The 18,499-nt window shown below is 72.6% G+C and carries 18 protein-coding genes; 9 read left to right on the forward strand and 9 right to left on the reverse strand.

Annotated features, from left to right (window positions below; genetic code table 11):
• Nucleotides 1-171: 171 nt before the first annotated feature.
• From ABZT12_RS16220 to ABZT12_RS16230, 3 genes are all read right to left on the reverse strand, one after another.
• Nucleotides 172-963, reverse strand: coding sequence for a serine protease (locus ABZT12_RS16220; RefSeq protein ID WP_356383728.1), 792 nt, complete (start codon nucleotides 961-963; stop codon nucleotides 172-174).
• A 199-nt stretch (nucleotides 964-1,162) separates the two neighbouring features.
• Nucleotides 1,163-3,982, reverse strand: a complete 2,820-nt coding sequence (locus tag ABZT12_RS16225) for an AAA family ATPase (RefSeq protein ID WP_356383731.1) — start codon at nucleotides 3,980-3,982, stop codon at nucleotides 1,163-1,165.
• 278 nt (nucleotides 3,983-4,260) lie between these two features.
• On the reverse strand, nucleotides 4,261-5,094 hold the full coding sequence (locus ABZT12_RS16230; RefSeq protein WP_356383734.1) for a LuxR C-terminal-related transcriptional regulator: 834 nt from the start codon (nucleotides 5,092-5,094) through the stop codon (nucleotides 4,261-4,263).
• Between the two features lie 243 nt (nucleotides 5,095-5,337).
• Between ABZT12_RS16230 and ABZT12_RS16235 the strand changes: the two genes are divergently transcribed.
• Together ABZT12_RS16235 and ABZT12_RS16240 are read left to right on the forward strand one after the other, a co-directional pair.
• A complete protein-coding gene (locus ABZT12_RS16235) occupies nucleotides 5,338-7,017 on the forward strand; it encodes an AMP-binding protein (RefSeq protein ID WP_356383737.1) in 1,680 nt (559 codons plus the stop codon).
• Entirely contained in the window at nucleotides 7,014-8,621 is a 1,608-nt protein-coding gene (locus ABZT12_RS16240; protein ID WP_356383740.1) for an AMP-binding protein, read from the forward strand. The genes ABZT12_RS16235 and ABZT12_RS16240 overlap by 4 nt, the downstream gene beginning before the upstream one ends.
• Before the next feature lie 26 nt (nucleotides 8,622-8,647).
• On the opposite strand, the gene ABZT12_RS16245 is transcribed toward ABZT12_RS16240, so the two are convergent.
• Together ABZT12_RS16245 and ABZT12_RS16250 are read right to left on the reverse strand one after the other, a co-directional pair.
• A complete protein-coding gene (locus ABZT12_RS16245) occupies nucleotides 8,648-9,352 on the reverse strand; it encodes a hypothetical protein (RefSeq protein WP_356383743.1) in 705 nt (234 codons plus the stop codon).
• A 142-nt stretch (nucleotides 9,353-9,494) separates the two neighbouring features.
• Nucleotides 9,495-10,067, reverse strand: a complete 573-nt coding sequence (locus ABZT12_RS16250) for a TIGR04222 domain-containing membrane protein (RefSeq protein WP_356383746.1) — start codon at nucleotides 10,065-10,067, stop codon at nucleotides 9,495-9,497.
• A 328-nt stretch (nucleotides 10,068-10,395) separates the two neighbouring features.
• Here ABZT12_RS16250 and ABZT12_RS16255 point away from each other — a divergent pair, with 328 nt between their 5' ends.
• The 6 genes from ABZT12_RS16255 (at nucleotide 10,396) to ABZT12_RS16280 (ending at nucleotide 14,439) form a co-directional block, all read left to right on the forward strand.
• Entirely contained in the window at nucleotides 10,396-10,647 is a 252-nt protein-coding gene (locus ABZT12_RS16255) for a hypothetical protein (RefSeq protein ID WP_356383749.1), read from the forward strand.
• Nucleotides 10,644-11,012 (forward strand): helix-turn-helix domain-containing protein, encoded by a 369-nt coding sequence (locus tag ABZT12_RS16260; RefSeq protein WP_356383752.1) that lies wholly within the window; start codon nucleotides 10,644-10,646, stop codon nucleotides 11,010-11,012. Before ABZT12_RS16255 ends, ABZT12_RS16260 begins: the two co-directional genes overlap by 4 nt.
• A 116-nt stretch (nucleotides 11,013-11,128) precedes the next feature.
• Nucleotides 11,129-11,644 (forward strand): 2-oxo-4-hydroxy-4-carboxy-5-ureidoimidazoline decarboxylase, encoded by a 516-nt coding sequence (gene uraD, locus ABZT12_RS16265; protein WP_356383755.1) that lies wholly within the window; start codon nucleotides 11,129-11,131, stop codon nucleotides 11,642-11,644.
• Nucleotides 11,641-12,045 (forward strand): hydroxyisourate hydrolase, encoded by a 405-nt coding sequence (gene uraH / locus ABZT12_RS16270; protein ID WP_356383758.1) that lies wholly within the window; start codon nucleotides 11,641-11,643, stop codon nucleotides 12,043-12,045. The genes uraD and uraH overlap by 4 nt, the downstream gene beginning before the upstream one ends.
• Nucleotides 12,046-12,051: 6 nt before the next feature.
• Complete coding sequence (gene pucL, locus ABZT12_RS16275) at nucleotides 12,052-12,999, forward strand: factor-independent urate hydroxylase (protein ID WP_356383761.1); 948 nt, start codon at nucleotides 12,052-12,054, stop codon at nucleotides 12,997-12,999.
• 60 nt (nucleotides 13,000-13,059) lie between these two features.
• Nucleotides 13,060-14,439, forward strand: a complete 1,380-nt coding sequence (locus tag ABZT12_RS16280) for an 8-oxoguanine deaminase (RefSeq protein ID WP_356383763.1) — start codon at nucleotides 13,060-13,062, stop codon at nucleotides 14,437-14,439.
• A gap of 109 nt (nucleotides 14,440-14,548) precedes the next feature.
• Here ABZT12_RS16280 and ABZT12_RS16285 read toward each other — a convergent pair whose 3' ends face one another.
• The 4 genes from ABZT12_RS16285 to ABZT12_RS16300 form a co-directional block, all read right to left on the reverse strand.
• The gene (locus ABZT12_RS16285) at nucleotides 14,549-14,974 is read right to left on the reverse strand and encodes an acyl-CoA thioesterase (protein WP_356383766.1); all 426 of its coding nucleotides are present in this window, start codon (nucleotides 14,972-14,974) and stop codon (nucleotides 14,549-14,551) included.
• A gap of 94 nt (nucleotides 14,975-15,068) precedes the next feature.
• Nucleotides 15,069-15,695 carry a hypothetical protein gene (locus ABZT12_RS16290; RefSeq protein ID WP_356383769.1) on the reverse strand — a complete coding sequence of 209 codons (627 nt, stop codon included), beginning with the start codon at nucleotides 15,693-15,695 and terminating at the stop codon, nucleotides 15,069-15,071.
• A 68-nt stretch (nucleotides 15,696-15,763) separates the two neighbouring features.
• Nucleotides 15,764-16,378, reverse strand: a complete 615-nt coding sequence (locus ABZT12_RS16295; protein ID WP_356383772.1) for a histidine phosphatase family protein — start codon at nucleotides 16,376-16,378, stop codon at nucleotides 15,764-15,766.
• Nucleotides 16,379-16,404: 26 nt separating this feature from the next.
• On the reverse strand, nucleotides 16,405-17,613 hold the full coding sequence (locus ABZT12_RS16300; RefSeq protein ID WP_356383776.1) for a pyridoxal phosphate-dependent aminotransferase: 1,209 nt from the start codon (nucleotides 17,611-17,613) through the stop codon (nucleotides 16,405-16,407).
• Nucleotides 17,614-17,697: 84 nt separating this feature from the next.
• On the opposite strand from ABZT12_RS16300, the gene ABZT12_RS16305 reads away from it, so the two are divergent.
• Nucleotides 17,698-18,453, forward strand: a complete 756-nt coding sequence (locus tag ABZT12_RS16305; protein ID WP_356383779.1) for a helix-turn-helix domain-containing protein — start codon at nucleotides 17,698-17,700, stop codon at nucleotides 18,451-18,453.
• Nucleotides 18,454-18,499: the final 46 nt, after the last annotated feature.

Below are 18,499 nucleotides of genomic sequence, written 5' to 3' on the forward strand. Positions count from 1 at the left end.
CGCCTTCCGTCTGGAGATATGTTCATGCCCCGCACCCGCGCCAGCGCCTCCCACCTGTTCGTCCCCCGCAAGGCATCGCGGGCCGAGCAGCGAACAGCGTTGCGGGCCGCTCGTGGAGGCCCGCAACGCACCCTGACTTTTTCCTGAGCGGTACTCAGGAGACCTTCCGGGTCACGAGGCGACCTGTGTGGTCACCAGGCTGGAGAACGTGGTCAGCCGGGAGTAGACACCCGGGTAACCCGCCTCGGCACAGCCCTCGCCCCAAGAAGTGATCCCTGCCAGGACGCCCCCGATGAGCAGGGGACCGCCGCTGTCGCCCTGGCAGGTGTCTACGCCGCCGGAGGTGTATCCGGCGCAAACCATGTCGGTCCGGACGTAACCCGAACCGTAGGACCTCGTACAGCTGGAGTCGGAGACGATCGGGACGGTCGCGGTCCGCAGCTGGTTGGAGGAGTTGCCGCTCTCCGAGGTGGTGCCCCAGCCGAGGATGCGGGCCGTGGTGCCGGCCGCGTACACGGCGGTGTCGGTGGGAGCGACGTACTTCGCGGTGGTGTACGGCATCGACGTCGCCAGCGTGAGGACGGCCACGTCGTCGCCGTTGGTGGCGTCGGTGTACCCGGGGTTGACCCAGATCTTGCTGACCTTGCTGACGGTCCCGTCCGTCCCGTTCAGATACGTACGGCCGCCGATCACCCGCACCCCGCTCGCGGACTCGCCGACCATGCAGTGGGCGGCGGTGACCACCTTGGTGGCGGAGACCAGGGTGCCGCCGCAGAACTGGCTCTGTGAGGCGTCCGTGATCTGCATGACGAACGGGTACGCCGTCGTGGTCGTCGTCGAGCCGCCGACGATCGGCCGGGGGGCCGCCACAGCGGTGGGGGCGCTGAGCAGTGCGGTCGCCGCGGCGGCGGCGGTGACCGCCACGACGGCCGTGGTTCTCTTGGCGCGGTTGAGCCCGAGCATGAGTCTCCTCATCGGGTTGCCGGTGGGGGTCGCGCGGGTGGGGGGTGCAACGGGGGTCGCGGGACCGACCCCCGTATGCCCGGGCGAGCGGCACATCCCTAAGCTAGGACCCGGTGCACCCCGCTCCCAATGAGGGAACCCCCTAGGGGAGTTGGGCAGGGAAAACCCTCGGTCGCCGCTCAGTAAACCCGTAGGGTCCTCAGTTCGTACGGCGCCCCGCCGCCAGCCGGACGATGTCCACCCGCGAGCGGATCCCCAGCTTGCGGTAGACCCGGGTCAGGGTGGCCTCGACCGTCTTGACGCTGATGAAGAGACGGGCGGCTATCTCCCGGTTGGTGGCGCCCTCCATGACCAGCGCGGCGACCTGGCGTTCCATCGCGGCCAGGCCGTCGAGGCCGTCCGTCGCGGGGGTGGGCGCGGGCGTCTGCTCCGGCTGCGGCGGCTCCACCCGGGCGGCCTCGTCGACCTGCCGCAGCCAGGGCAGCGCCCGGCAGCGCCGGAACAGCCGGGTCGCCTCCTCGTACGCCGTGGGGCCGGACGCCGGGGCGCGCAGTGAGGCCAGCGCGAACGCGGCGCGCGCCTCCTCCAGGCCGTACCCGAGCTTGGCGAGCCGGTCCTGCACCGAGGTCAGCCGGGCGACGGCGGCCTCGGGCCGGCCGCGCGCCGCCTGCACCAGCGCCTCGGCCCGGTCGAGTACCGCCAGGACGCTCTCCCGGCCCAGGCGCAGCGCGCGTTCGCGGGTCTCGTCGACGACCTCCTGCGCCTCGGCGAGTTCTCCGGTGCGGACGAGGGCCTCGGCGAGGTCGCCGTGCCACCGGCCGCGCGCCGGGTCGGTGATCCCGAGGGCGTGCTCCAACTCCCGCACCCGGCGCAGCGAACGGACCGTGCCGGCGGCGTCCCCGGCCACCAACTGGGCGTAGCCGAGGGCGCCCAGGGCCCGGGAGAGGTACATCTGGTCGCCGTCCTCCTCGGCGTGCCCGACCGCCTCCCGGGCCAGTGCCAGCGCCTGTTCCACATCGCCGCCGGAGGCCTCGGCGAGGGAGGTGAGCATCGCGGAGGCGGTCTGCCCGATCCCGGAGTCGCGGGCCAGCCGCAGGCTCTCCCGGGCCAGGTCGAGTGCGCGGCCGCAGTGCCCCGAGCGCAGTTCGGTCTCGGCGAACCCGCGCAGGAAGTGCACCTCGCTCTCCACCGACCCGCGCCGCCGCACCTCGCGCAGCAGCGCGGTGATGACCGCGCGCGCCTCGGGCAGCTGGTCGCTCATGATCAGCCAGCGGAAGCGGGCCGAGCCGGCGCCGTTGTGATGGCACGCCACCCTCGGGTCCTGCGGCTCCTTCAGCGCCCGTTTGATGGTGAGGGGGGCGTCGGGATGGCCCATCAGGGTCTCGGTCTGCGCCTGGTAGGCCAGCGCGAGGAGTTCGGTACGCCGGTCGCCGGCCCGCGCGGCGAGCTCCGCCGACCGCGCGGCCTCCTGGCGGGCCTCGGCGAAGTCGCCCTGTACGAGCAGCGCCCGCCAGGCCAGCTGGTAGCGGACCAGGGCGAGCAGCCGGGGGTCGTCGCCCGCGTCGGCGAGGGCCTGCGGGAAGACGGCGTCGACGTCCGCCATGGAGTGGCCCGCGGTGTCGATCACGATGATCCAGGCGCGCACCCGCTCGGCGGCGACCGCGGCGGCCCTGGTGAGCACCTCGCGGGCGATGTCCCGGGCGAGGTCCAGCTCGCCGGCGGTGATGGCGTCCTCGGCCGCCTGCAACCGCCGTTCGTCGGGCCCCGGCGTGCTGCCACCGGGGGTGTGCCGGGCGGCGAGGAGTCCGAGCGAGGCGGCGACCGAGGGGGCGCCGCGGTCCCGGGCCAGGGTGGCGGCCTCGGCGAGCCGGGCGGCCACCTCCGGGTCGGTGCCGGTGGTGGCGAGGGCCAGGTGCCGGGCCCGTTCGATGGGATCGGAGGCGGCGGTCGACAGCGCGGCGTGCGCGGCCCGCCGGTCCTGGGCGGGGGCCTCGGCGTACAGGGCCGCGGAGATCAGCGGATGCGCGAACCGTACGGCGGGCCCTTCCTGTTCGGAGGCGAGCAGTCCGAGTTCGGCGGCCTGGGCGGTCTCCGCCTCGGCGTTACCCCGGCCCGCGGTCTGTAGCAGGGCCACCGTGGGGCGGGCGCCGGCGCTGGCGACCAGCAGCGTGCGGCGCGCCTCGGCCGGCAGCATGTCGAGCCGGCTCAGCACCAACGCGCGTAGAGATGTGGGTACGGGCAGCGGTTCGCCGGGGCGCGGCGGGGTGGGGTTCTCGGCGAGGGCGCGGCCCAGTTCGAGGGCGAAGAGCGGGTTGCCGCCGCTGGTGCGGTGGATCTCGCGGACCGTGGACCGGGGCAGGCCGGTGTAGCCGCGGTGGTCGAGGAGGGCGGAGACCTGGGTGCGGGAGAGCGGGTTGAGCCGGACCGGGAGGGTGTCCGGCGGGGAGGCGCTCAGGTACCGGTGGTACTCCTGGCCCTCGGTGCGTACCGCGAAGAGCGTCTGGACCTGGGTGTCGCCGAGGCGCCGGGCGGCGAAGCCGAGGAGTTCGGCGCTGGCCGGGTCCAGCCACTGGAGGTCGTCGGCGACGACGAGGACGGGTCCGTCGGCGGCGAGGGCGCGCAGCGCGGAGAGGACGGCGAGCCGCAGGGCGAGTCCGTCGCGCTGGAGGCTGGACTCGCCGCGTCCGGTGAGCGCCGATTCGAGGGCGGTGCGCTGGGCGCCGGGCAGTCGGTCGGACACCTCGTCGAGGACCAGGCCGAGGAGGTCGGCGAGGGCGAGGAAGGGGAGGTGGGATTCGGACTCGGTGGCCGAGCAGCGCAACACGGTCCGTGCGGTGTCCCCGTATTGCGCGGCCAATGCCCGCAGGACGGTCGACTTTCCTATTCCGGCGGCTCCGTGGAGCAGCACACTGCCGCCGTCGGCGAGCTGCTCCCGGGCGGCGGTGAACATCTCGTCCCGGCCGATGACCAGGTCGGGGCGGCATCTGGCAGGCTCCTTGAAGTCCCCTCGCACGGTCACCGCTCCCCTCGTGTCGTGTCCGGGCCAATGTTAGGCAATCCGTCAGTGAAATTCGGAGGACGGGGTGGTGAGGGAAATAACAACGGTTCGGTACAGGGAAATTCAGAGCGCCGGTAAGTGAATGGACGCTCGTCGCCGGCCCCGCCGCGCGGACTCCTCGCCCGCTTCGGGGCGGCGCGTGCGCCCGGTTCACGGTAGCGCTCCCGGCCGCCGCCCGACCCTCCCCGGAGACGCTTCCCTCCCGGTCCCCCGAACCGTCCCGGCTCTCCGCTCCTTGCTCACGGCAGCACACCCGCCCGCCGTGCCGCCGCCACCGTCTCGCCGCGCGTGTGCGTGCCCAGCTTGCGCATGGCCGAGCGCAGATAGCCCTTCACCGTCTCCGGGCGCAGGCCCAGCCGCTCCCCGGCGACCGCGTTGGTCGCCCCGGCCGCCACACAGGCCAGCACATCCAGCTCGCGGGGCGAGAGGCCGACCGTCCCGGTGGCCACCCCGGCGGTCAACAGGCCGCAGGCGTCCAGGAGTTCGGCCCGCAGCTGCGGGTCGGTGAGCTTCGGCGCGAGGGCCCGCAGCGCGGTGTGCGCCTCCCGTACCTGCTCCCACAGGGCACCGGCCGCCGGGTCGCGGACCGGTTCGGCGTGCGCCGCGTTCAGCAGGCTGCGCACCTCCTCGCGTACCACCAGCGCCTGCTCCACGTCCCGCGCCGCCTCCATCGCCGCGCTCAGCGTGCGGTCGCCGAGCGGCAGGGCGGTGCGCAGCGCGCCGTAGAGGACTCCGCGTACCCGGCGGCGGACGACGACCGGGACCGCGAGGATCGAGCAGAGCCCCTCCGTGGCGACGGCGACGTCGTACTCGTGGCTGATCTGGCGGGAGGCGGCGTAGTCGGCGACGGCGCACGGGCGGGCCAGGGCGACCGCCTTGCCGCCGAGGCCGTTGCCGGAGGTCACCGCGAGCGCCCGGAGGGCGGGGGTGGCGGTGCCCATGAGTTCACTGATGCGTACCTGCTGCTGTCCGGGCTCCAGCAGACCCCCGAAGGCGACGGGCAGCCCCGTGGTACGGCGCAGCCGTGCCAGCGCACCCTGCATCTCCACCATCCCGGCCACATCTCTCGCCACCCGCTCACCCCTTCCGCGCGGCTCTCCCGCGGCGCACACCCCCGTACGGGGGTAGTGAGACCCGCATCACGGATTACACGATGTCAGAGAGCCGCCCGGCAAGGTCCGGAACCGACGGAGTGAGCCGCGGAACCGCGTCGGGGCCCGCAGCCGTGCGCGGCGGCCCGAAGGGGTGAGCGTGGCCGGTGTCCCGACGCCGGAGGGCGCACCCTGGAGGCGGACGACCGAGAAGAAGGTGGACGAATGACGACGGCGACGACGGCGACGGATCAGTTCCGCGGGGCGCGCGACTTCCTGCTGGCACACCGGGAGGACTACGCCACGGCCTACGAGGGTTTCACCTGGCCGCGCCCCGACCGCTTCAACTGGGCGCTGGACTGGTTCGACGCCATCGCCGCCGGCAACGACCGCACCGCGCTGCACATCGTCGAGGAGGACGGCTCCGAGGTCCGGCTGACCTTCGCCGAGCTGTCCGAGCGCTCCGACCGGGCGGCCAACTGGCTCCGCGCCCAAGGCGTACGCCCGGAGGACCGGGTCCTCGTCATGCTCGGCAACCAGGCCGAACTGTGGGAGATCGCCCTCGCCGCGATGAAGCTGCGCGCCGTCGTCATCCCCGCCACCCCGCTGCTGGGCCCCGCCGACCTGCGTGACCGCGTCGAACGCGGCCGGGTCCGGCAGGTGATCGTCCGCACCGGGGACACCGCCAAGTTCGCGGAGGTGCCCGGCCGTTACACCCGGATCGCGGTCGGTCCGGCGGTCGAGGGCTGGCGGAGCTACCAGGACGCCTACGCGGCCGACCCGGTCTTCACGCCCGACGGCGCCACCCACGCGGACGACCCGCTGATGCTCTACTTCACCTCGGGTACGACCGCTCGTCCCAAGCTGGTCGAGCACACCCACGCCTCGTATCCGATCGGGCACCTGGCGACCATGTACTGGATCGGGCTCAAACCCGGCGACGTGCATCTGAACATCTCCTCGCCCGGCTGGGCCAAGCACGCCTGGTCCAACCTCTTCGCGCCGTGGAACGCGGAGGCCACCGTCTTCATCCACAACTACAGCCGCTTCGACCCGGCCCGGCTGATGAGGGAGATGGACCGGGCGGGCGTGACCACGTTCTGCGCGCCCCCGACCGTCTGGCGGATGCTCATCCAGGCCGACCTCAGCCAACTGGACACCCCGCCCCGCGAGGCCGTCGCGGCGGGCGAGCCGCTCAACCCCGAGGTGATCGAGCGGGTCCGCCGCTCCTGGGGGGTGACCATCCGGGACGGTTTCGGGCAGACCGAGACCGCGGTCCAGGTCTCCAACAGCCCCGGCCAGCAGCTGAAGTCCGGTTCGATGGGCCGTCCCAGCCCCGGTTACCGCATCGAACTCCTCGACCCGGTCTCCGGCGCGACCGGCGCCGACGAGGGGGAGATCGCCCTCGACCTCGCCGACCGGCCGGTGGGCGTGATGACCGGCTACCACGGCGACCCGGACCGTACGGCGGAGGCGATGGCCGGCGGCTACTACCGCACCGGTGACATCGGCGCGCGGGACGCGGACGGCTACATCACCTACGTGGGCAGGGCCGACGACGTCTTCAAGGCGTCCGACTACAAGATCTCCCCGTTCGAGCTGGAGAGCGCCCTGCTGGAACACGCGGCGGTCGCCGAGGCGGCCGTGGTGCCCGCGCCCGACGCGCTGCGCCTGTCGGTGCCGAAGGCGTACGTGGTCCTGGCGGAGGGCTGGGAGCCGGGACCGGACACGGCGAAGGCGCTGTTCGAGCACTCGCGCGAGGTGCTCGCCCCCTACAAGCGCGTGCGGCGGCTGGAGTTCGCGGAGCTGCCCAAGACCGTGTCCGGCAAGATCCGCCGGATCGAACTGCGCGAGGCCACCGCGCAGGGCTCCGCCGACGAGTACCGCGAGGAGGACTTCCGGTGACCCGACCGTCGTACACCCATGGCACCAGCGGCACGGCGCTGCTCGGCGACACCATCGGCGCCAGCCTCGACCGGGCCGTCGCCGCCTGGCCGGACCGCGAGGCACTCGTCGACGTCCCGTCCGGACGGCGCTGGACCTACCGCCGATTCGGCGCGGACGTCGAGCGGTTGGCGTACGCGCTGCTCGCGACCGGGGTCGCCAAGGGCGACCGGGTGGGGATCTGGGCGGTCAACTGCGCCGAGTGGGTGCTCGTCCAGTACGCCACCGCCCGCATCGGCGCGATCATGGTGAACATCAACCCGGCCTACCGCACCCACGAGGTCGAGTACGTCCTCAACCAGGCCGGGATCTCCCTGCTGTTCGCGACGCCGCGGCACCGGACGAGCGACTACCGGGCCATGGTCGAGCAAGTCCGGGGCGCATGCCCGCGGTTGCGCGAGACCGTCTACTTCGGGGACCCCGGCTGGGACGCGCTGATCGCCCGGGGCACGGCGGACCGGAAGGCCGAACTGCACGCTCGGGAAGCCGAGTTGTCCTGTGACGACCCCATCAACATCCAGTACACCTCGGGCACCACCGGCTTCCCCAAGGGAGCCACCCTCTCCCACCACAACATCCTCAACAACGGTTACTTCGTCGGGGAGTCGGTCAATTACTCCGAGCGGGACCGGATCTGCCTGCCGGTGCCCTTCTACCACTGCTTCGGCATGGTGATGGGCAACCTGGCCGCGACCTCGCACGCCGCGTGCATGGTGATCCCGGCCCCGTCCTTCGACCCCGCGGCCACCCTGCGCGCCGTCCAGGACGAGCGCTGCACCTCGCTCTACGGCGTACCGACCATGTTCATCGCCGAGTTGAACCTGCCCGGCTTCGCCGACCACGACCTCTCCTCGCTGCGCACCGGCATCATGGCGGGCTCGCCCTGCCCGGCCGAGGTGATGAAACGGGTGGTCGCCGAGATGCACATGGCGGAGGTGTCCATCTGCTACGGCATGACCGAGACGTCCCCGGTCTCCCTCCAGACCCGGACCGACGACGACCTGGAACACCGCACCGGCACGGTCGGCCGCGTCCTGCCGCACCTGGAGGTCAAGATCGTCGACCCGGTCGACGGAGTGACCCGGCCCCGGGGCACGGCGGGCGAGTTGTGCACCCGCGGCTACAGCGTGATGCTCGGCTACTGGAACGAACCGGAGAAGACCGCGGAGGCCGTCGACGCCGCCCGCTGGATGCACACCGGCGACCTCGCGGTGATGCGCGAGGACGGCTACGTCGAGATCGTCGGCCGGATCAAGGACATGATCATCCGGGGCGGCGAGAACGTCTACCCGCGCGAGATCGAGGAGTTCCTCTACGCCCATCCGAAGGTCGCCGACGTCCAGGTCGTCGGCGTACCGCACGAGCGGTACGGCGAGGAGGTCCTCGCCTGTGTCATCCCGCGCGACGCGGCCGACCCACTGACCCTGGAGGAGTTGCGGGCCCACTGCGAGGGGCGGCTGGCCCACTACAAGATCCCGAGCCGGCTCCAGATCCTCGACGCCTTCCCGATGACGGTCTCCGGAAAGGTGCGCAAGGTCGAACTGCGGCGGACGTACGGCCTCTGAGCACGGGCGGCCGACCCGCCCGGCCCTCAACCGGCCCCGGCGCCGGTGGTGTTGAGCTCGTCGGCCGGTTCGTTCACCGGCTGCGGGGTGCCGGTGAGGTCGAGGACGAAGAGCGGGACGCCCAGGTCGTCGGCGCCCGCGCGGGCGTCGTCGGCGTACCCCGCGAGGGAGAAGTAGACACAGCCCGTGGACTCCGTCATCGCCGTCAGCCACAGGCACTCCACGTCGCGCAGCGACGCCGGCCGCACGGTCGGGTCCACCTGCGCCAGGACCCCGCGGGCCGCGAGACCGATGCCGGACGGGGGCCGCTGGTCGGCGCGGCGTATGTCGCCGTAGCCGAGCCAGCGCAGATAGAGGGCGGCCGCGGTGACCGCGTCCCGCGCGGTGCGTATCGAGACGGGCCGGAAGGCCGGCCGCCCCCCGGCCCCGGCGACGGCGCCGGGTTCCCGCACGGGCTGGACCTCCGAGCGGGGGCCGTCCACCGGAATGCGCAGCACCGTCCCGCAGGGGCAGCCCAGTTCGGGCTGCGGCCACTCGTCACGCCGGCCGCACGCGCCGCAGGCCACGATCACCCAGTCCTCGTCCCAGACGCGGTGGGTGACGGCCGTCGCCACGCCGCGGGGATCCAGCGGCGGGGCGACGGGGGCACCGCACACACAGGGGTACGACGGTGCGGCGTAGACGTGCTCGCGTCGGCAGGCCGGGCAGCGCACCGGCACGCTCTCGGACATGCCTCCATCGTCCTCCTGGAGGCCCCCGCTTGTCCGTCCCTTCACGACTTCCGGTCCGTGATCGAGGAGCCGGCGGTCGGGGCGCGGCACCGCGGCCCGACCGCCTCTTTCGCGCTGTCCCCGGCCGAGTGCTCCCGCGCCGTCACACGTCGCAGCCGACCCCGCCGCCGCCCGCTCCGCTGCCCCACGACTGTGGCAGACCCCGCTCGGCCGCACCGGGCCGGCGGACCAGCCCCGCCCGGCGCGCGAACCCCGGCACGAACGCGGCGAGCGCCCGGTCCCCGTACAACGCCACCAGCAGCAGCGTCTCCTCGTCCGGCGGGCTCTCCCGGCCGGCCGGGAGCGGATGCCCGCGACGCAGGGCCCGGAGCGCGGCGCGGGCGGCCCGGGTGCGGCCGGGCGGAAAGGCGCGCAGCAGACCGGCCGCGGTGAGTTCCTCGCGCAGCCGGGCGAGCGCGGTGCGCACGGCCAGCCGCCCCGTCAACTGGCCCATCTCCGCCCGCCGGTAGAGCGCGGAGTGCACCGCCTTCGTGAGCGGTGGAAGCGCCGCCGCGCCGGCGGGCACCCCCGACGTGCGCATCGTGTGCTGCCCGCTCGCCTCGACGGCGTCCGCCAGGTACAACGCCACCACGGCGACCGTGACGGCCGCGCGCGGGCCGCCGCGCAGCAGCGCTACCGCGTGCGGCTGGAGCCGGTCCGTCGTGTCCGTACTCATCCGCTGCCTCCCCGTGCGGGGCCCGCCGCCCCCGTGCCGGCGGGCCCCGTGAGACCAATGTGCCCCCGCGCAGGGGCGGTTGAAGCCTTCCGGGGCAGGCTCAGAGGTTGATTTGAGGATGGCGTAGCCGTTCTACGGCGTGCGCGGGACGGGGTGTCGTTCCTCGGCTTCGGGGGTGCGGGGCGGTGCCCCTTCGTCCCTCCTCGGGGCTGTCGGATCGACCGGAATCCGGGTGTGCCGAGATGGCGGCGGCCCTCCCGCGCGTTCTGTTAGGGTCGGGGCGCATCGGGGGGAACTCGCAGGTCAGGGCCGATGTTATGGGGGCGCAGTGCGATTGAGAGTGGAGTTCACCACGGAGCCTTTCGATCTCGACGAGGCACCCGCGCACGCGCTGGTCGCCCGTGACGTGATCGAGGGGGCCCCGCTGGACGCCGTGGACGTCGGCCCGTTCGGCAACACCGTCGAGGGCGGCGCCGACGAGGTGCTCACCGCCGTGGACGCGCTGCTGCGCCGGACCCTCAAGGCCGGCGCCACCCGTGTCTCGCTCCAGGTCAACGTGGTCGGGGAGGGCCACCGGTGACCGGTGCCGGGGACGAGCCGTTCATCACGGCCGTGAAGCCGCTGATCGACGCCATGGGCGGGGCGCTGCTCCCACCTGACGAGGCCGGCCCCGACGACATCGTGCTCGCCTGGGAGGGCGCCGCCGTCGTCGCCGTCCGCCTGCCCCAGCTCGCGGACTCGCTCGACCACATCCTGGCCGCCATGGAGCGCAGGCGCGGCAAACCCCTCGCCGACCTCGACCGCAAGGCCAAGCAGGAGGTCGTACGTACCCTGGAAGCACGCGGCGCCTTCTCGGTACGGCACGGAGTGGAGACGGTGGCCGGCGCCCTCGGCGTCAGCCGCTTCACCGTCTACAACTACCTCAACCGGGAGAAGGACGCCTGACCGGCGCTTGCGCCACCGCGGCATGTTACCCAGAATTTTCAACAAAGTGTTGACGCGAACGTGCGGAGCGCGTTAGCTACAGGCAGCCCGATCAGCACCAGGCCACGGAGGCTCCCGTGACGTCGACTGCCACGCCACCGGGCCTCGCCCGGTTCAACGCCCTGGCGGAACCCGCGGCCTCCGCCGCCCTCCACGAGGCGTGCGCCTCCGCGGCATGGGTCGGGCGACTGCTCGCCGGCCGCCCGTACGCCGACGCCGAGGACCTCTACGCCATGAGCGACACCGCCATGGCCGGCCTGACCGCCGACGACCTCGCCGAGGCGATGGCCGGCCACCCGCCGATCGGCCGCCCCGCACCCGGCGACCCCGTCTCGGCCCGCGAACAGCGGGGCATGGCGGACGCCTCCGAGCAGCTCAGGGCCGAACTGCTCGACCTCGATCTGGCCTACCAGGAGCGGTTCGGCCAGGTCTTCCTCATCTGCGCGACCGGCCGGACCGGTGAGCAGATGCGCGACGCGGCCAGGAAACGCATGGCCAACTCTCCCGAGGACGAGCGGGAGATCGTGCGCGCCGAACTGGGTCTGATCAACCGCATCCGGCTGGGCCGCCTCGTAGAGGAAGAACAGGCATGAGCACCTCCACCACCGCCTCCGTCTCCACGCACATCCTGGACACCTCCGCCGGCCGGCCCGCCGAGGGCGTCGCCGTCCGGCTCGCCGCCCGCGCCGGTGACGCGGCGGAGTGGCGGGCGCTCGGCGGCTCCGCGACCAACGCCGACGGCCGGTGCGAGGACCTCCCGGCGCTGCCCGAGGGGACCACGCACGTACGGCTCGACTTCGCCGTGGAGGCGTATTTCCAGCGAGCCGGCAACCAGCGAGCCGATCCGCAGCAGGACGTCCCCGCGCATCGGGACAGCGGGCGCGGGGTGTTCTTCCCGGAGGTGGCGATCACGTTCGCCGTCGTGCCGGGCGAGCACTTCCACGTCCCGCTGCTGCTCAACCCGTTCGGCTACTCCGTTTACCGAGGGAGCTAGCAGCAGATGGCAGAGAAAGACCGTCCCGCCCGCCCGGTGATCCTGGGCCAGAACCAGTACGGCAAGGCCGAGAGCCGGGTCGTCAGGATCACGCGCGAGGGCGCGACCCACCACATCAAGGACCTCAACGTCTCGGTGGCGCTCAGCGGCGACATGGACGAGGTCCACTACTCCGGCTCGAACGCCAACGTGCTGCCGACGGACACCACCAAGAACACGGTGTACGCCTTCGCCAAGGAACACGGCATCGACTCCGCCGAGCAGTTCGGCATCCTCCTGGCCCGGCACTTCGTGACCAGCCAGGAGCCGATCGAGACGGCCCGCGTCCGGATCGAGGAGTACGCCTGGGACCGCATCGAGACCCCCGGCGCGCCCTCCGCGTCCGCCGGCGCCGACCGGCCCAGGCACTCCTTCGTCCGCACCGGCCAGGAGACCCGAGTCACCCAGATCACCTACGACGGCGCGTCCTGGGAGGTCATATCCGGCCTGACGGACCTCACCGTGCTGAACTCGACGAACTCCGAGTTCTGGGGGTACGTCAAGGACAAGTACACGACGCTCCCCGAGGCCCACGACCGCATCCTCGCCACCGAGGTCACCGCCCGCTGGCGCTTCGGCTGGTCCGACGACGAGCAGCCGGTGCCCGCGTGGGACGAGTCCTACGAGCAGGTCCGCACCCACCTGCTCCGGGCCTTCGCGGAGACGTACTCGCTCTCGCTCCAGCAGACGCTGTACCAGATGGGCACCCGCATCCTCGACCACCGCGACGAGATCGACGAGATCCGCTTCTCGCTCCCCAACAAGCACCACTTCCTCGTCGATCTGGAGCCGTTCGGGCTGAAGAACGAGAACGAGGTGTACTTCGCGGCCGACCGCCCCTACGGCCTGATCGAGGCGACCGTCCTGCGCGACGGCCACGAGCCGCGGATCCCGGTGGACCTCACCAACCTCTGACGCCTCCCGCTCCGCGCCCCCTCGGCACCCCCGGCCCGCCCGACAGCGACAGGACGAACCATGGCAGCAGACCGGCGCACAGTCATCGAGAACTGTGCGATAGCGACCGTCGACGCGGACGACACCGAGTACGCCTCGGGTCACCTGGTCCTGGCGGGAGGCCGCGTCGAGTCGCTCGGCGCGGGCCGGGCCCCCGAGGGACTGCCGGACGTCGAGCGCCGCATCGACGCCACCGGGCACCTGGTCACGCCCGGTCTGGTCAACACCCACCACCACTTCTACCAGTGGATCACCCGCGGCCTGGCCACCGACCACAACCTCTTCGACTGGCTCGTCGCGCTCTACCCGACCTGGGCGCGCATCGACGAACCGATGGTCCGCGCCGCCGCCCAGGGCTCCCTGGCGATGATGGCCCGCGGCGGAGTGACCACCGCGATGGACCACCACTACGTCTTCCCGCACGGCTCCGGGGACCTCTCCGGCGCGATCATCGGCGCCGCCCGCGACATGGGCGTCCGCTTCACCCTGGCCCGCGGCTCCATGGACCGCAGCGAGAAGGACGGCGGGCTGCCCCCCGACTTCGCCGTCGAGACCCTCGACGACGCGCTCGCCGCCACCGAGGAGACGGTACGCGAGCACCACGACGCCTCCTTCGACGCGATGACCCAGGTGGCCGTGGCGCCCTGCTCACCGTTCTCCGTCTCGACCGAACTGCTCAGACAGGGAGCCGAGTTGGCGCGACGGCTCGGCGTACGGCTGCACACGCACGGTTCGGAGACGGTCGAGGAGGAGCAGTTCTGCAAGGAGCTGTTCGGCATGGGCCCGACCGACTACTTCGAGTCCACCGGCTGGCTCGGCGCGGATGTGTGGATGGCGCACTGCGTCCACATGAACGACTCCGACATCGCCGCCTTCGCCCGTACCAGGACCGGTGTCGCGCACTGCCCGTCCTCGAACGCCCGCCTCGCGGCCGGGATCGCCCGCGTCCCCGACCTGCTCGCCGCCGGTGTCCCGGTCGGCCTCGGCGTCGACGGTGCCGCCTCCAACGAGTCCGGCGAACTCCACACCGAACTGCGCAACGCCCTCCTCGTCAACCGCCTCGGCGCCCACCGGGAGGCGGCGCTCACCGCCCGCCAGGCGCTGCGCCTCGGCACCTACGGCGGCGCCCAGGTCCTGGGCCGCGCGGCCGAGATCGGCTCCCTGGAGCCGGGCAAGCTGGCCGACCTGGTGCTGTGGAACCTGGACACGCTGGCCCACGCCTCGATCGCCGACCCGGTGACCGCGCTGGTCTTCGGCGCCGCCGCCCCGGTCACCGCCTCGTTCGTGAACGGCCGTCAGATCGTCCAGCAAGGACGGCTGTTGTACGCCGACGAGGACGAGATCGCCCGTGCCACGCGCACCGAGGCGCGGCGGCTGGCGCGCATCGCCGCGCGGAAGTGACGCCCCACGCACACCAGTTGAAAAGCCTCGGTGACCGCCCCTTACGTCTGCTGTCCCCTCGCCGGTACCTGCCCGGGACCGGGTCGGTGCACGGCCCGACTCGGTCGGCTCAGAGCCCGAACAGGCCGGGCTGGGACGCGAGTTGCTTGAACATCTGCCGTGGGTCGCTGATCAGCCGGCGCGACTTGAGGTCCAGCAGGCCGCCGACGGCGGTGATCTCGGCGGCGACCGTGCCGTCCGCCTTGCGGATCGTCTGCTCGATCCGGAACGTCCTGCCGTCGTTCCAGTCGAAGGCGCACGTCACCTCGGCCTCGTCACCGGCGAGCAGCTCCCGCCGGTAGCGGATGGTCGTCTCCAGGGCGACGGGGCCGATGCCCTGGCCGACCAGGTCGGCCTGGCTGATCCCCGCGGCCTGGAGTAACGACCAGCGGGCGTGCTCCGCGTAGTTGAGATACACGGCCTGGTTCAGATGGCCCTGGACATCGGTCTCGTAACCGCGGACGGTCACCGGGACGGAGAAAGGCTGCCCGTTCATGGTCTCCCTCTCTGGCACCGGGCCCGCGCGCCGAACCGGCGCGCCGGGCCCGCGTACCGGTGGATGCGCTGCTCGTCCGATCTTGGCATGTCCGTCACGCCCGACGCGGTGACGCCAGCAGGTAACTCGCCCCGGTACGCGGCTCCTTGTGCTCGCTCACCTGCCAGCCCGCCCGCTCCAGCGTCCCCGCGCAGGCCCGTAGCGCCTCGGGGTCCGGATCGCGGACGGCGACGGCCTCCGGCTGCGGGGTCGCGCGCACCCGGTAGCCGTCGGAGTGCGGACCCGCCGGCCGGTGTCCGGCCGCCTCCAGGGCGAGTGCGGCGGCCCGCAACAGGTGGCCGCGTTCCCAGCCGCACGGCCGGTCGACGGAGCCGTCCGCGTTGGTCATCCGGCGCAGCTCCAGCAGGCCCTGCCAGGCGCTGTGCACCTCGCGGGTGCGGGCCGGTCCCGCGCCGGTCTCCTCCTCGCCGCCGACCCGCGCGGCGAACACCCCGGAGGGCGGGGGACTTTGGGCCGGCGGTGCGGGGTCCGGGGACACGGACTCGCGGACCTGGTGTCCCGCCGGTGTCAGGAAGTGGTCGTGCGGAGGGCGCGGATGGCGGAACGCCAGCCCTCGCCGCACCAGCGCCGCGAGCTGTGCCTGAGTGCCCCTGAGCCGTCCGGTGACGGGTTCGGCGGCGTCGATGACACGCCGCTGCGCGGCGGTCGGCGGTCGGGTCACGGCATGCTCCTCCGCGGGGATCGGCGGCCATCGGCGGGAGTGGTCCCCGCTCCGCGCGGCGGCGGTCCTCACCCGTGCAAAGAGTACGGCCCGGGTCTGACATTCCACGCGGCGATCACCGGCCGGCCGTGTTCCGTGCCCAGCCGGCACACCGTCCCGGTGGCCAGTTGGAACAACGCCCCGGCCGAGGGCGGCAGCCCGAGCCGTCGGGCGGTGAGGACCCGCAGGAAGTGGCCGTGCGACACCAGGACGACCGCGCCCTCGGTGTTGGCGAGCGCGGCGTCCGCGGTGGCCAGCACGCGGTCCGCGCGCCGCCCCACCTCCTCCGCGTCCTCCCCGGGACGCTCGGGCGGGCCGGGCGCCACCCCGTCGGTGAAGAGGAACCAGTCCGGCCGGGTGCGCTGGATCTCGACGGTCGTGATCCCCTCGTAGCCGCCGTAGTCCCACTCGTGCAGGTCGACGTCGACGCGTACGTCGGTGAGTCCGATCAGTTCCGCGGTCTCCCGTGCCCGCTGCCTCGGGCTCACGAACGCGGCGCCGATCCGGTGCGAGCGGATCAGCGGCACCAGCCCGCGGGCCTCCGCACGCCCCCGCCCGGTGAGCGGAACGTCGGTCGCGCCGGTGTGCCGCCCGGACCGGGACCATTCGGTCTCGCCGTGCCGTACGAGGAAAAGATCACCCATGGGCCCAGGGTAGGAGCCGGGGGCGGCTACTGCCGGTAGCCGCTCAGGAAACGGCCGATCCTGCTGATCGCCGCGTCCAGGTCGTCGGCGTGCGGCAGGGTGAGGATGCGGAAGTGGTCGGGGGCCGGCCAGTTGAAGCCGGTGCCCTGCACCACTTGGATCTTCTCCCGCAGCAGCAGGTCCAGGACGAACTTCTCGTCGTCGTGGATCTTGTGCACCTTGGGGTCGAGACGCGGGAAGGCGTACAGCGCGCCCTTGGGCTTCACACAGGACACGCCGGGGATCTCGTTGAGCTTCTCCCACGCCACGTCACGCTGTTCGCGCAGCCGGCCACCGGGACCGGTCAGGTCACGGATGGACTGGCGGCCGCCCAGCGCGGCCTGGATGGCGTACTGCGCGGGCGCGTTGGGGCACAGCCGCATGGAGGCCAGCATGGTGAGGCCCTCCAGATAGCTCTTCGCGTGCTGCTTCGGCCCCGTCACCACCAGCCAGCCCGAACGGAACCCCGCCACCCGGTACGTCTTCGACAGCCCGCAGAAGGTGAGGACCACCAGGTCGGGGGCGAGCGCGGCGGCCGAGTGGTGCACGGCGTCGTCGTAGAGGATCTGGTCGTAGATCTCGTCGGCGAAGACCATCAGGCCGTGCCGGCGGGCGAGGTCGAGGATGCCCTCGACGATCTCCTTGGGGTAGACGGCGCCGGTGGGGTTGTTGGGGTTGATGATGACGACGGCCCGGGTGCGGTCGGTGATCTTCGACGCCATGTCGGCGAGGTCCGGGTACCAGTCGGCCTGTTCGTCGCAGAGGTAGTGGACCGCCTTGCCGCCGCCGAGGGTCGTCACCGCCGTCCAGAGCGGGAAGTCCGGGGCGGGGACGAGGATCTCGTCGCCGTCCTCCAGCAGCGCCTGTACGGCCATGGAGACCAGCTCCGAGACGCCGTTGCCGAGGAAGACGTCGTCGACGTCGACCGCGAGGCCGAGGGTCTGGTAGCGCTGGGCGACCGCGCGGCGGGCGGAGAGGATGCCGCGCGAGTCCGTGTAGCCGTGTGCCTGGGGGAGCATCCGGATCATGTCCTGGATGATCTCCTCCGGCGCCTCGAAGCCGAAGAGCGCGGGATTGCCGGTGTTCAGGCGCAGGACGCTGTGGCCCGCCTCCTCCAGCGCGTTGGCGTGCTCGATCACCGGACCGCGGATCTCGTAACAGACCTCGCTGAGCTTGCTCGACTGCCGGAACTCCATGCGCTGCGCCCTCCGGTTGTGGTGTTGCTTGGTTTTACCAAGTTCGAGCTTGGAAAGTCCAACAACATGTCTAGACTGCGTCGCATGTCACCTCGCCGAAGCTACGACCAGTACTGTTCCGCCGCCCGGGCACTCGACGCGGTCGGCGACCGCTGGACCCTGCTGATCGTCCGTGAACTCCTCGGCGGCCCGCGCCGCTACACGGATCTGCACGCCGACCTGCCGGGCGTCAGCACGGACGTACTCGCCTCCCGGCTGAAGGACATGGAACGCGACGGCCTGGCCACCCGACGCCGGCTGCCCCCGCCCGGCGCCGCCTACGTCTACGAACTCACAGGTCGCGGGCGGGAGTTGCTGCCCGTCCTGCTGGCCCTCGGCAGCTGGGGCGCGCCCGAACTGGCCGAGCGCCGGCCCACGGACGCGGTGCGCGCGCACTGGTTCGCCCTGCCCCTGCTGCGAGCCCTGCGGGAGCGCGGCGAGACCGGCGAGGGGCTCGTCGAAGTCGGTTTGGAGGAGGGCGAGTTCCATCTGTACGTCGGTGCGGACGAGGACGTGACGGACGCGACGGACGTGAGGGACGTGAGGGACGTGAGGGACGCCGAGGACGTGACAGCGGCGAAGGACCGGGAGGCCGGGGGAGCCCGGGAGGCCGGGCAGGGGGGCCGGCCGGTCTACGGCGAGGGGCGCGCCCCACGGGAGCCGGACGCCCGGCTGGTCCTGGACACCGGCACCTGCACGGCGCTCGCCCGGGGCGAGTTGACCGTGCCGGACGCGGTACGCGCCGGGCGGATCGACGTGAGCGGCGACAGCGCTCTCGCGAAGGCGCTGCGGGCGGGGTGAGACGCCAGAAGGCCCGCCGGTGGCAGGCCTTCTGACGAGACGTCGG

The organism is Streptomyces sp. NPDC005423 (assembly GCF_040606415.1).
In the GTDB taxonomy this organism is placed as follows: domain Bacteria; phylum Actinomycetota; class Actinomycetes; order Streptomycetales; family Streptomycetaceae; genus Streptomyces.

Excerpts from the sequence above, each read along its gene's own strand:
- ABZT12_RS16305 (WP_356383779.1), top strand. The coding sequence starts at position 17,698 with ATGTCACCTCGCCGAAGCTACGACCAGTACTGTTCCGCCGCCCGGGCA.
- pucL (WP_356383761.1), top strand. The coding sequence starts at position 12,052 with ATGGCAGAGAAAGACCGTCCCGCCCGCCCGGTGATCCTGGGCCAGAAC.
- ABZT12_RS16235 (WP_356383737.1), top strand. The coding sequence starts at position 5,338 with ATGACGACGGCGACGACGGCGACGGATCAGTTCCGCGGGGCGCGCGAC.
- ABZT12_RS16285 (WP_356383766.1), bottom strand. The coding sequence starts at position 14,974 with ATGAACGGGCAGCCTTTCTCCGTCCCGGTGACCGTCCGCGGTTACGAG.
- ABZT12_RS16295 (WP_356383772.1), bottom strand. The coding sequence starts at position 16,378 with ATGGGTGATCTTTTCCTCGTACGGCACGGCGAGACCGAATGGTCCCGG.
- ABZT12_RS16280 (WP_356383763.1), top strand. The coding sequence starts at position 13,060 with ATGGCAGCAGACCGGCGCACAGTCATCGAGAACTGTGCGATAGCGACC.
- ABZT12_RS16245 (WP_356383743.1), bottom strand. The coding sequence starts at position 9,352 with ATGTCCGAGAGCGTGCCGGTGCGCTGCCCGGCCTGCCGACGCGAGCAC.
- ABZT12_RS16220 (WP_356383728.1), bottom strand. The coding sequence starts at position 963 with ATGCTCGGGCTCAACCGCGCCAAGAGAACCACGGCCGTCGTGGCGGTC.
- ABZT12_RS16250 (WP_356383746.1), bottom strand. The coding sequence starts at position 10,067 with ATGAGTACGGACACGACGGACCGGCTCCAGCCGCACGCGGTAGCGCTG.
- ABZT12_RS16300 (WP_356383776.1), bottom strand. The coding sequence starts at position 17,613 with ATGGAGTTCCGGCAGTCGAGCAAGCTCAGCGAGGTCTGTTACGAGATC.
- uraH (WP_356383758.1), top strand. The coding sequence starts at position 11,641 with ATGAGCACCTCCACCACCGCCTCCGTCTCCACGCACATCCTGGACACC.